General features: G+C 42.3%; 8 protein-coding genes. 3 read left to right on the top strand and 5 right to left on the bottom strand.

Annotation, left to right across the window (positions count from 1 at the left end; translation table 11 throughout):
- The first annotated feature begins 120 nt into the window (after positions 1-120).
- The 3 genes from ACFO6W_RS19700 to ACFO6W_RS19690 all read left to right on the top strand — a co-directional run bounded on the left by ACFO6W_RS19700 (position 121) and on the right by ACFO6W_RS19690 (position 3,627).
- On the top strand, positions 121-483 hold the full coding sequence (locus ACFO6W_RS19700) for a BlaI/MecI/CopY family transcriptional regulator (RefSeq protein WP_379999614.1): 363 nt from the start codon (positions 121-123) through the stop codon (positions 481-483).
- A gap of 17 nt (positions 484-500) precedes the next feature.
- A complete protein-coding gene (locus ACFO6W_RS19695) occupies positions 501-2,225 on the top strand; it encodes a TonB family protein (protein ID WP_379999611.1) in 1,725 nt (574 codons plus the stop codon).
- Positions 2,226-2,325: 100 nt separating this feature from the next.
- Positions 2,326-3,627: a tetratricopeptide repeat protein gene (locus ACFO6W_RS19690; protein WP_379999609.1), complete on the top strand. Its 1,302-nt coding sequence runs from the start codon at positions 2,326-2,328 to the stop codon at positions 3,625-3,627.
- A gap of 5 nt (positions 3,628-3,632) precedes the next feature.
- Here ACFO6W_RS19690 and recG read toward each other — a convergent pair whose 3' ends face one another.
- The 5 genes from recG to ACFO6W_RS19665 form a co-directional block, all read right to left on the bottom strand.
- Entirely contained in the window at positions 3,633-5,729 is a 2,097-nt protein-coding gene (recG, locus tag ACFO6W_RS19685) for an ATP-dependent DNA helicase RecG (protein ID WP_379999607.1), read from the bottom strand.
- A 598-nt stretch (positions 5,730-6,327) separates the two neighbouring features.
- Positions 6,328-7,119 (bottom strand): glucosamine-6-phosphate deaminase, encoded by a 792-nt coding sequence (nagB, locus tag ACFO6W_RS19680; protein WP_379999605.1) that lies wholly within the window; start codon positions 7,117-7,119, stop codon positions 6,328-6,330.
- A 93-nt stretch (positions 7,120-7,212) separates the two neighbouring features.
- Positions 7,213-9,195 (bottom strand): glucosamine-6-phosphate deaminase, encoded by a 1,983-nt coding sequence (locus ACFO6W_RS19675; RefSeq protein ID WP_379999603.1) that lies wholly within the window; start codon positions 9,193-9,195, stop codon positions 7,213-7,215.
- 52 nt (positions 9,196-9,247) lie between these two features.
- The gene (locus tag ACFO6W_RS19670; protein WP_379999601.1) at positions 9,248-10,072 is read right to left on the bottom strand and encodes an ROK family protein; all 825 of its coding nucleotides are present in this window, start codon (positions 10,070-10,072) and stop codon (positions 9,248-9,250) included.
- 406 nt (positions 10,073-10,478) lie between these two features.
- Positions 10,479-12,551, bottom strand: coding sequence for an acetate--CoA ligase family protein (locus ACFO6W_RS19665; protein ID WP_379999599.1), 2,073 nt, complete (start codon positions 12,549-12,551; stop codon positions 10,479-10,481).
- Positions 12,552-12,764: the final 213 nt, after the last annotated feature.

The following is a 12,764-nucleotide window of genomic DNA, read 5'->3' as shown; positions in this document are numbered from 1 at the left end:
GAATCTTTACTGTTGATTTTTAACATTCCGGACCTTTAAAAAAGGCTTATATATTTTGCAAATAAAAAAATATCCGTATATTTACGAAAAAATAGTAGATTTACGTCAATTTTGTATTTTATGGAAAAGCTTACTCACCAGGAAGAATCAGTAATGTTGCATATTTGGCAGCTTAGCGAATGTGTAGTAAAAGATATTATAAATGAAATGGACGATCCCAGGCCTCCTTATACAACAGTTGCTTCTATTGTCCGCAATCTGGAGCAGAAAGGATACCTGCACTCTAAGAAGTATGGTAATGTATGGGTATATACTCCCAAGATCAAAGAAGATGAGTATAAGAAGGCATTTATGTCGAATGTGGTGAAAAGTTATTTTGAAAACTCATACAAAGAGCTTGTCTCTTTCTTTGTAAAAGAGGAAAAAATATCTCCGGAGGAATTACAGGAAATAATGAAGATGATAGAAAAGGGGAAAAGTTAACTATAATCTGAGCGACCATGGATAACACAATTCTAATATATCTTATTAAGGTGTCAGTTGCTCTGGCGCTGTTCTATGGCTTGTATATGCTTTGCCTGAAAAGAGACACATTCTTTAAACTAAGAAGAGCCTATTTCTTTTCCGCTATCCTTTTTTCCCTTTTTTTTCCTGTTATTGCGATAGAAATGCCTGCCAGCAGTAATACTTCTGTACAGATTCCTACATACTGGCTGTCAGATATTGAAGTCGGGAGCGCCGTTGATGCGGAGACTTCGATGGAGGCGACAATGGGTATATGGTCTGTTGTCTTGGTAATACTTGCTGCTGTATCGGCTTTTTATGCCGTTAAATTTATAATACAGTTATTCAGCTTGGTTAAGCTAAGGGTGGCAAATGAGACTGAAAGACTATCTACGTACCGCATCATAAAAATGAAAGACAGGCGGACTTCTCCGTTTTCTTTCTTTAACTGGATTTTTATTAATTCCGATGCTCACAATCCGTTCGAATTGGCCGAGATAATAGCACATGAGCAAGTGCATGTGAATCAGTATCATTCCATCGATGTAGTACTATCCGAAATCTTATGTATCTGTTTCTGGTGGAACCCGTTCGCGTGGTTACTGAAGAAAGAAATAAAACTGAACCTGGAGTACCTGGCAGATAAAGGAGTACTGGAATCGGGAGTCGACTCAAAGGAATATCAATATATATTATTACAAGTCTCAAATAGAAGTACCGGTATACCACTTATTAATAATTTCAATGTATCACAACTAAAAAGAAGAATTACGATGATGAATAAAAAGAAAAGCTCAATATTTACATCCATAAAATACCTGTTGGTTATTCCGGTAGGCACGGCATTGCTTTTAGGCAATGCTGTACAGGCAACCACGTCTTTAGATAATTTCTCGATAGATGGAATAACCGAAGTGATGGATGGTAATCAGGCGCCTCAAAAGAAAGGTGATGTATATGTGACGGTAGAACAGATGCCTTCATTTCCCGGAGGATTGGACGCTCAACAGCGTTTTATCGCGGATGGCCTGAAATATCCTGTGGAGGCACAGGCCAAAGGTATCCAGGGAAGAGTCACTATCCGCTATGTGATAAAGAGTACAGGTGAAATATCCGATATCGAAGTAATAAGAGGTGTCGACCCTCTATTGGATAAAGAGGCTATCCGTATCGTGAAATCCATGCCTAAATGGGAACCCGGCAAGCAAGGAGGAAAAGCGGTGGATGTGTACTATACATTACCTATCGTTTTCAGACTTGCAGGCGGTAATACTGATAAGGTGAAATCCGGCGGTAAACCGAATGAAATTGTCGTGGTGGGCTATGGAGCCGCTCCGGAGAAAGAAGTGGGAGTGGCATCCTTGAAGGAGGGTTCACCAAATGATAAGATGATGCCTTTTATAACGGTGGAACAGATGCCTTCTTTCCCCGGAGGCGAGCAGGCAATGCATGAATTTATCAGCAATAATTTGAAATATCCTGAGTCGGCTCAGAAGAATGGTATTCAGGGACGTGTGACTGTCCGCTTCATTGTGAGGAGTACAGGTGAGATAAGCGATGTTTCGGTTATCCGCGGGATTGAGCCGGATATGGACAAAGAGGCGGCACGTACAGTCAGATCCATGCCGAAGTGGACACCTGGTAAGCAGAATGGACAGGCTGTGGATGTATATTTTACATTACCTATTGTTTACAAATTAAAGAAAGACGAGAAAAAATAGGATATGTGAAGGCTGACCATTAATACTACTTATTTGACGGAGGCAGGGACCAGCACTTTCTGCCTCTCTTTTTAGAAGCTGTCTGAATTATATTTTAAAGATGAAGAAATTGAGGACCATCCTGTGTTACCTGTTGTTTTGTTCCTGTTATCTGTTCTCTCAGGATAACCCGAATCTGTTATCCGGTTATTTGCGCAGCTTTCAATATCAGAAGGCGCTGGATTATATAGAAACACAGGAGCAAACAAGGGATTTGCTTATCCGGAAGGCTTTGTGCTATAAAGCGTTGGGTGATTATCAGAGGTCGCTGGAAATATTATATCCTTTATCGAAAGAATATACTGCCGATCTGCAAATTATAACAGAAATGGCTGTTTGCTATGAGGCTCTTTCCCAGCGGCAAGCGAGCATTGATTGTTACGACGGACTTATCCGCCTCGATTCTGCAAATGTATATTTCAAGATGCAGAAAGCCGATTTGTTATATCAACAGGGAAAATATAAAGAATCATTGGACCTATTCCGGCATATCAGCAAAGATCATATGATGACGAACGCCCTGAAAAGGGTGGGGCAGTGCTTCGAGAAGATGAATATAGCCGATAGTGCCATGATATATTTTAAAGAAGCATGGGAGGTTAATCCGAAAGATGGATTCTCGGCTGCAAGCCTTGTGAACCTATGCCTGAAAAACAGGCGGTCGCTCGAGGCTGTAACCTATTCGGATGTGTATATGGAGATGGATACCACCGATCAACAGATGAATCTGCTGAATGCCCTTAGTTATTATAGTATAGACGATTATGAAACAGCAATAGCTAAATTTGAAAAGTGTTACGAAAAAGGGGACAGTTCACTGATTGTAAACCGCAGTCTCGGATTGGCATACTATTCACTTAACGACAGCTACAATGCGCAACCTTTTCTCGAAAGGGCATATGAGCAGGATACGACAAATAACAATGTACTTTATTGCCTGGCCGTGACCTGCAATGATATGGGTGAACACAAAAAAGCGATTCCTCACTTTTTGCGGCTTTTAGGCAGGACTATCCCTCCCGACCTGACCCTATACCTTTATTATCGCAACCTGGGTTCGGCATATGATAAAGGTTCGCATTATAAGGAAGCAGTGGATTCATACACCAAAGCCCTGGCATATGGCGGAGAAAATCAGCAAATGAATCTCTATTATATGATTGGGAATATTGCGGAGAATTACCTTGAAGATAAGCTTAAAGCATTGGAATACTTTAAGCTGTATAAGGCCAGTCTGGATAATTACCTTTCGAAACTCAGGGTGAAAGAAGGAGTTGAACCCAAAGAAATAGAAGAGACAGAATTTAAAGTAAAACACCTGGATTTCCATATTTCCAAATTGGAAAAAGAAATGGTCAGATAAGGAATTCAGCTTATCTGGCCCCAGTTGTACCTGTTTCCTCCCAGTTTGCGCAATTGTTTTCGCAGGATGAGGTTGTCAGGCTTCTCCATCAACGGGTCTTCATCCAGTATATTTTGTGCGATTTCCCGTGCATATTGTACTATTTCACCGTCACGTACCAGATTAGCTATCCGCAGATTGAAGGGGATACCGCTCTGTTGAGTACCTTCAAGGTCGCCCGGGCCACGCAGTTTAAGGTCGGCTTCGGCTATCTCAAACCCGTCGTTGCTTTCTACCATAATGTTGATACGCTTGCGGGTATCAGCCGATAACTCGTAAGGAGTGACCAGAATACAATAAGACTGGTCGGCTCCGCGTCCTACACGCCCTCGTAACTGGTGCAACTGCGAAAGTCCGAACCGTTGCGCCGATTCTATTACCATAACCGAGGCGTTCGGTACATTCACACCGACTTCGATCACGGTAGTAGCCACCATTATCCGGGCCTCTTTAGTAACAAAACGCTGCATTTCCGCATCTTTCTCCTTCGGCTTCATCTTGCCATGTACTTTGCATACCGTATATTCGGGGAATACTTCTTTGATATGTTCGAAGCCTTCTTCCAGATTCTTTAAGTCCAGTTTTTCACTCTCCTCTATGAGTGGATACACAATATATACCTGTCTTCCCTCCTGTAATTGTTTGCGGATGGATTCGTACAGCGCGCCCCGCTTCTTATCATACTGGTGGATGGTCTGAATGGGTTTTCGTCCCGGAGGCAACTCATCTATTACAGAGACATCAAGGTCGCCGTATACGGTCATCGCCAGTGTACGCGGGATCGGAGTGGCTGTCATTACCAGTATATGGGGAGGATTGGTGTTTTTTGTCCAAAGTTTTGCCCGCTGGGCGACTCCGAAACGGTGTTGTTCGTCTATCACTACCAACCCCAGATTGCCGAACTGTACGGTGTCTTCTATCAGGGCGTGTGTACCGATGAGGATTTGCACGTCATTGGTCAATAGGCCGCTGTGTATGCGTTCCCTGTCTTTTTTCTTTGTAGAGCCTGTCAGTAGTTCCACATTCACGTCCATCCCTGCAAGGAATTCCCTGATAGTGTAATAATGCTGAGTCGCCAGTATTTCGGTGGGCGCCATCATCGCCGCCTGGAAACCATTGTCCAAAGCTATCAGCATAAGCATGAGCGCTACGAGTGTTTTTCCACTGCCGACATCACCTTGCAACAGGCGGTTCATTTGTTCGCCGGTGGCCATATCCTGCCGTATTTCCTTTATTATGCGTTTTTGGGCATTGGTCAACGGGAACGGGAGATTCTGTTCGTAGAACGTATTGAGGTAGCCGCCTACCTTTGTAAATACAAAACCCTTCAGTTTTGACTTACGGTCGGCTGTATATCTCAGTATATTGAGTTGAATATAAAATAGTTCCTCAAATTTAAGCCTGTACTGGGCTTCCCGCAGCAGTGCAGCATTTTCGGGGAAATGCACATTTCGCATAGCCTGTTTCAGATCCATCAGGCGGGCGTCCTGTATAACCTTTCCGGGTAATGTTTCCTGCAGGTTTCTTATAATGGAAGTAAAGGCGGCAGCCATCATTTTCTGAATCGCTTTGGAATTCAGATAATGATTTTTCATCTTTTCCGTAGTATTATAATACGGCATCAGGCCAGCCGGCCGTTCTTCTTCGTTTATATACGGGTCTATGTCGGGGTGCGCGATATTGAATTTATCTCCGAACATGGTCGGTTTGCCGAAAACAATATAGGGTAAATTCAGTTTGTACTTATCTTCTATAAATTTTGCTCCCTGAAACCAAACCAGATCTATGTATCCCGTACCGTCGGTAAAGTGGGCTACAAGCCGTTTCTTATGTCTTTCTCCATGGGTTTCAAATCCTGTTATTCTTCCCCTGAGCTGGATATAAGGCATATTGCCATCTATTTCGTGTATAAAATAGATGCGGCTGCGGTCGATATACTTATAGGGAAAGTAATAGAGTAGGTCTTCTACCGAGAATACATTAAGTTCTTTATTTAGTATCTCGGCCTTTTTGGGGCCTACTCCGGCTAAAAACTTTATATCGGTCTGTGAAAAATCAGTCATTTTACCTGTCAAAAAACATATTAACACGTAAAGTTACAAGAATTTGTGAGGTATATTGCAGTAATATAAAAGATATTTATCTATATGTAACGGCCGATGGCCGGTCGCTCTTTGAAAGATTGATTAAAGCAGTTACGAGTTACAAGTTAGTTCACTGTTTACTGCTTACTGTTAACTGATATTTCTGTTACTTTTGTTACCTTTTTTATAGTTACAAGTTTGCCTCGCCTTCGCTTCGGCGAATGTTATTTCTGCGCCCTTTGGGCAGTTACGAGTTACAAGTTGGCTGGCGTTTTGTTTTGTTTCACACAAAGACGCAAAGTTTTACATCTTACGAGTTGTTGACTGATAACTGAAAAAGTCACTTGTGCGATAACCAAAGCTAATAGTTATCAGCTAAAATGAAACAGGCACTTAATACATGACAAAAATAGAATGCCGCTCTATATATTGCCCTTACAGGGTGCGATTTGAAAGGGGAAAATAATGATCTTAGGTAAACGCTCTGTAAGGGCAGCATATAAATTTTGTCATGTACTTAGAACAGGTGTTACTTTTGCATTTGTACCTGCCGGAGTAACAACAAGGTGTGAGATCTTTATAGATTGTCTTTCTCAATATCTTTAAAGTACTTGTATGTACCCACTTTCAGTTCGTCCGTGGCAGCTTCATCACATACGATGATTCCTTTCGGATGCAGTTGCAGGGCAGTGATGGTCCACATCTGATTAACGGCGCCTTCTACAGCCTGAGCCAGCGCCCGGGCCTTGTTGTGTCCGTTTACCATAATCAGGACTTCTTTTGCATCGAGGATAGTACCTACGCCCACCGTCACCGATGTTTTGGGAACCTTGTTCACATCATTGTCGAAGAAGCGGGAATTGGCTATAATTGTATCGTGGGTTAATGTTTTGATACGCGTACGGGATGATAAGGATGAACCCGGTTCATTGAATGCTATATGCCCGTCCGGGCCTATTCCTCCAAGGAATAAGTCCACACCGCCCAAGGCCTTCATTTTTGCCTCATAAGCAGCGCATTCTGCATCCAGGTCCGGCGCGCTGCCATTGAGTATATTTACATTGGCGGCATCTATATCTACATGATTGAAGAAATTGTCCCACATAAATGTATAGTAGCTTTGCGGATGGTCTTTCGGCAATCCGACATATTCATCCATGTTGAATGTGACTACATGCCTGAATGAAACCCGTTTTTCCTGATAGTGTTTAATCAGACCTTTGTACATCCCCAGTGGAGAGGAGCCTGTTGGCAGTCCCAGTACAAACGGTTGTTCAGCTGTTGGTTTGGCGGCATTGATTTTGGCTACCACATAGTTTGCTGCCCATTGGGATAAGGAGTTGTAATCGGGTTGAATAATTAGTCTCATGATATATCAGTGTTTTAATATTATGGCAAAAAATAAGACAAACCTTCCAATAATGGCTCTTATATCCTGAAAGGTTTGCCTTTTAACTGTAATTTATAGGGGATGATATTCTACGAAAGCTTCAATAGCTTCATAAGAGGCAAGTCCTAACTGGCGGTACAATTCTGCTGTAGCCTTGTTCCTGTCTTCGGAACGCTGCCAGAACAGACGTTCATCATTTCCCAGGAACGGCGCACTTTCCATCTGTGATTGATGTTTTAGAATCGCATTCCGTTTAGATCGTAATTCCTCCGGAGAGATAGGTACAGCCATTTCTATATGGTCTATTTCCCATTCAGCCCATGCGCCACGATACATCCAGAAACGGCATTCCTTGAGCCATTCTGAACCCTTCAGTTCGTCTACTGCTGCCAGAATGGCATCCAGGCATACCTTGTGTGTCCCGTGCGGGTCGGCCAGGTCTCCTGCTACAAATACTTCGTGTGGCTGGACCGATTGCAGATATTTCTTCACTATTTCCACATCGGCCTCCGATATAGGGTTTTTCTTGATGCGTCCCGTTTCGTAGAAAGGAAGATCGAGGAAGGTTGTTTTATGTGTGTCCATACCCACATAGCGGCATGCTGTTGTAGCTTCCTGACGGCGTATATGTCCTTTCAGGAACAGGATGTCGGGAGTGTCTATATCTTCTTCTTCCTTGTCGTGGAGCAGGTATTGAAGTATCTCCGCATATTTCTTCTCCAAAGCATCGTTGCCTGCGTCGTATTTTCTTCTTACGTCCTCAAGAAAAGATACATAACGGATGACTTCTTCATCACCTACGGCAATATTGCCCGATGTTTGATAAGCTACATGTACATCGTGCTTTTGATCTACCAGCCTTTTGAATGTCCCTCCCATAGATATGACATCATCATCGGGATGCGGGCTGAAAATTATGACACGCTTCGGGTATGGTTTAGCCCTTTCCGGGCGGTTGGTATCATCAGCGTTGGGTTTTCCTCCCGGCCAGCCGGTGATGGTGTGCTGGAGGTCGTTGAATATCTTGATGTTCACGTTATATGCCGAGCCGTATAAGGCTAATAATTCCTCTAATCCGTTATCCTGATAATCTTTATTGGTCAGTTTCAGGATAGGTTTGTTTACCTTGAAGCAGAGCCATACAATCGCCCTGCGGATAAGCTTGTTGTTCCAGTCGCAGTTTGTAACCAGCCACGGGTGGTTGATGCGGGTGAGCTCAAATGCGGCATTCAGGTCGATATGCACCTTGGCATTTTCGTGCGCCTGCAAACATGAAGCGGGTATGGAATCGGAAAGTGTTCCCTCTACGACATCTTTCACGCTCTTTGATTTGTCTTCGCCCCATGCAATAAGAGCGATCTCCTTCGCTTTCATGATTGTGGCTACGCCCATTGTAACAGCGCTAACCGGAACTTTATCTATAGAGCCGAATGTGTTGACCGCCTCTTTTTTTGACTGTACATCTAATAGGATCAGACGCGTTTGCGAACTCATGCTCGAACCGGCAATATTGATACCAATGTTGCCTGCACGCCCCAAACCGAGGAGAAGATAGTCTATTCCTCCCACATTGCGGATTGTTTGTTCATATGTTTTGCAGTAGTTCAGTATTTCTTCTTTCGATACGGAACCATCCGGCGAATACACATTTTTTGGGTCTATATCGACATAATCCAGCAATGATTCTTTTAATAGCTTCAGGTTACTGTTCGATTGGGGAGCGATAGGATAAAATTCATATATATTAAATACGATTACATTCTTAAAACTCAATCCATCTTCGTTGTGCAGGCGGATAAGTTCCTGATAGATTGTTTGAGGGGAATGTCCTCCCGGAAGGCCGAGCACGAACGGAGAGCCTGTAGCTTGTTTCTCCTTGATTTTTCGGGCTATTTCTCTCGCTATATGCAAAGATGCTTCTACAGAGGACTCATAAATCTCGGTAGGTACTTTTTCGTAGCGGGTCAGGGCAGATAGCTCAAATTCATTTTCCGGACGGTAGTAACGCAGAGGCACTCTATCCAATACAATTTGCGAACTTAGATCTAATCTCATATTAAAGGTTTTATATATAATTATTTATGAATAAACATTCGGAATAACTGACCTAAACAACTAAAGCTGCGGCTCCGAGCAGGTTGATATCTTCCCTCTTGGATAAAAGGATTTTCACACGCTCAACCGTTTCTTTAAAAGGAAATTTATATACGCTTTCATACATGTTGTCCGCGAAGAGTTCATAGCCTTTTACTATATTGCCGCCCAGGATAATAGCTTGAGGATCATAAGTGAAAAGGATTGTTTTCATGAGATTGCCTATATGCTCACCCAGTTCATTCCATAGAGCTAACATTTTTGCATCTCCTTGCAGTGCAAGTTCATAAGCTTCCTTAGCGGTCGTATTATTCCGTACAAAAAATTTCTGGCCGCAATAACGTTCATAGTCGGAGTACAGGTATGGAAGACTTCCTATTTCCCCTGCTCCCGTATTGTATCCGTTATATAATTCGTTATTTATGATAATACCCGCTCCAACTCCTATACTTAACGTTACGCAGACAAGATCACGGTAAAGAGTACCTTCTCCATAGTAGCGTTCTCCAAAAGCGAAGCAGTTGGAATCATTGTTAACAAAAACCGGAATTCTGAATTCTTTTTCGAGGATATCTTTTAAAGGGACTTTTTTCCACGATGGAATGTTGATTGCATCCTGGATAATCCCTTTTCCGGTCTTGACAATGCCGGATACTCCTATCCCTATACCGCGGATATTAGAGTTTATGATTGTTCCGATCGTTTCTATCAGATGGTCTATGATCGCATGTTCCGATTCTTCGGCTTTTGTAGGAACTACCAGCTTGCGGAATATTTGACCTCCGTCAACAATTCCCAGCCGCATACTTGTGCCATCTATATCTATTCCAATTCTCATAATGTTAAGAATGTAGTACGTTAAATTTGAGATGACTAACTAAATATTGAGACTGTAGCTTACTTAAAGTGCTGTTTCTAACAATGAATGATACTTAATCAAATCCATCTCTTTGTTTTCCATAATAATACTACAAATATATACTTCTAAAGAGGAAAAACAACAAATCAACTGTTAATTAACATCTAAAAAGTCGATATTGTTTAATAAACTTATTTTTTGTCTTCTTAAGTAGTTTTTTAATCTGCAGATATAGCGGCAGAATATTCGCTTATTGTCTTGTTGCGGCGGTTTCTTCTCTCTGGAAGATCCTTTGGCTCCGATGATGTGGGCGGCATTGCAAAGGCTGGATGCTATTTTATAGAAAAGACAGTGTCCGGCTTTTGCAAACACTGTCCTTTATGATTCAGGGTATCACCTGCAATTTCTCTATTCTTATTCTTGCGTCTACGGCAATAACTTTCTCTTCGTTTGCCAGAAGTGGATTGATGTCCATTTCTTTTATCTCGGTAGCAAACCTTAACAGTATAGATAAGCGGACGATTATTTCTGTAAATAGTTTTTCATTTAATCCTTTTTGTCCTCGGGTACCTTGTATTATTTTGTACGCCCTTAACGAACGTATCATGGATGACGCTTCATTGAAGCTTAGAGGAGCCAGGCCTGATGCTACATCTTTCAATATTTCCACAAATATGCCTCCCAGCCCGCATAAGACAATATGTCCGTATTTTGATTCATATTTTGCGCCTACAAACAATTCTTGTCCCGAAAGCATCGGTTGTATCATAACTTCTGTAGCTGCCGGTATTTTCATTAATCTGTCAAATTCGAGAGCAAGATGATTATCCGACCTTATGTTGAGAACCACTCCTCCGACATCCGATTTGTGTACCGGGCCCACGCATTTTGCCACTATCGGATAGCCTATTTTATTAGCAAAGTTGATAGCCTTATCTTTGTCGTTTGTTACCAGTTCCTGTACCTGCGGTATTCCTGCTGCATCAAATAACTCCCTGATTGTATCACTGTCTATATATCCGTCCGGCGCATTATCTATAATATTTCTGATGCGGGGGATGTCTATTTTTATATCCTCCATTTTTCCGACCGACGGGGGAGTCCATGATACTACTTTCGATAGGGCGTTTGCTAAAGCATATTCGTCAGTGAAGTTTACATGCCCTTTTTTTACAAAATTGTCCATTTCCTGTGAAGCGGCGATAACCGAAGGAAGGATCGGGTAAATAGGTAATCTGCATGTTCTTATTTTCTGGTCAAGTATTTCATATGCCTCGGCGACATTGCTTACACCAGGGTTGCCATATATTACGGCTATGCCATCAATTTCTTTGAAGCGCTTTTCGCAAAAATCGATACAGATAGCCATATGTTCTCCTGTCCCTGTGCCGATGATGTCTATCGGGTTCGATACGGCAGCTCCCGGGAGAAGATGTCCTTTCAGTTCCGCAGCAAGTTCTTTGTCCATCTCAGGAACGTCAATGTTTCCCTTCGATAAGGCGTCTGTCAGAATAACCGCGGGCCCTCCGGCCTGGGTAATGATAACCAGGTTTCTCCCTTTTATTTCTTTAAGGGTGAGGACGGCAGCTACATTAGCGAGTTCTTCTCTGGAATAGCAGCGGATGATTCCTGCTTTTCTAAAAAGGGCTTCGACTGCCGAGTCGGAACTTGCTATGGCTCCCGTGTGTGATGAGGCTGCCCGGCTGCCTGAACTGGAACTGCCTGATTTTATGGCTGCAATTTTACAGCCTTTTCGGATGAGGGATGCTGAGTGATTGAGAAAGCGGTCTGGATCTGCGATTTTTTCCAGATATAATAATTTGATCTTAGGGCTGCTTTTAGGATCGAATTCGTTGTCCAAGAATTCCAGAATATCTTCTACGCCTACCTGTGCCGCATTTCCTATAGACCATGCGGAGTTGAATCTTAAGCCGATTCTCATGGCCGATTCAATAATATATGTAATAGTTCCTCCCGAACTGGAGATGATATCCACGCCTTGAGGGTCCAGGTTTGGAACCGGACGGGTGAAAATGCTCTGATGCTTCGTATTGAAGAAGCCTGAGCAGTTAGGGCCGATCATAATTGCCCCGGCTTTGTTGACTATGTCTACTAATTCTTTTTCCAATTTAGCTCCATCTTCAGATTCCTCGCTGAATCCTGCCGAGAAAACAATGAAGGCTTTTACCCCTTTTTCTTTGGCCAGGTATTCTACGGTTTGTAGGCATTGATTTGCAGGTACGGAGATGATAGCCAGGTCTGTTCCGGGGATTTCCTCAATGCTTACATATGCCTTTATGCCTTGTATAGAGCCTCCTCTGGCATTAACAACGTATAAATCCTTATCGAATGTTCCGGTGGCTAAATTGTGAAGGACGCTTCCTCCGGGTTTCAAAATGTTATCAGATGCGCCTACAACTACGATGCTTTTAGGGTTAATTAGCTGTTCATAGATCATAAATTGGTTATTTAGGTGTTATTTTGCGTAAAAGTAGTGATTTATATGATATATAAAGGTTACCATAGACATAATATAAAACATAAAAATGACTGAACTTGTTTTTGAAAGCCCGTTTTCAAAAATATATTGTGATCCGTATAAACTTTTTTGTGTTTAATAACATGTTGTTGATTAATGTAATAGTTATCTTGGTTAGTGATTATGTAAAAA

The sequence above is a fragment of the Dysgonomonas termitidis genome, assembly GCF_042654545.1.
In the GTDB taxonomy this organism is placed as follows: domain Bacteria; phylum Bacteroidota; class Bacteroidia; order Bacteroidales; family Dysgonomonadaceae; genus Dysgonomonas; species Dysgonomonas termitidis.
This window is presented reverse-complemented; position numbering and strand designations above follow the sequence as displayed.

What these genes read in the sequence shown, in the direction of transcription:
- ACFO6W_RS19700 (WP_379999614.1), top strand. Translation starts at nt 121, where the DNA reads ATGGAAAAGCTTACTCACCAGGAAGAATCAGTAATGTTGCATATTTGG.
- ACFO6W_RS19695 (WP_379999611.1), top strand. Translation starts at nt 501, where the DNA reads ATGGATAACACAATTCTAATATATCTTATTAAGGTGTCAGTTGCTCTG.
- ACFO6W_RS19690 (WP_379999609.1), top strand. Translation starts at nt 2,326, where the DNA reads ATGAAGAAATTGAGGACCATCCTGTGTTACCTGTTGTTTTGTTCCTGT.
- recG (WP_379999607.1), bottom strand. Translation starts at nt 5,729, where the DNA reads ATGACTGATTTTTCACAGACCGATATAAAGTTTTTAGCCGGAGTAGGC.
- nagB (WP_379999605.1), bottom strand. Translation starts at nt 7,119, where the DNA reads ATGAGACTAATTATTCAACCCGATTACAACTCCTTATCCCAATGGGCA.
- ACFO6W_RS19675 (WP_379999603.1), bottom strand. Translation starts at nt 9,195, where the DNA reads ATGAGATTAGATCTAAGTTCGCAAATTGTATTGGATAGAGTGCCTCTG.
- ACFO6W_RS19670 (WP_379999601.1), bottom strand. Translation starts at nt 10,072, where the DNA reads ATGAGAATTGGAATAGATATAGATGGCACAAGTATGCGGCTGGGAATT.
- ACFO6W_RS19665 (WP_379999599.1), bottom strand. Translation starts at nt 12,551, where the DNA reads ATGATCTATGAACAGCTAATTAACCCTAAAAGCATCGTAGTTGTAGGC.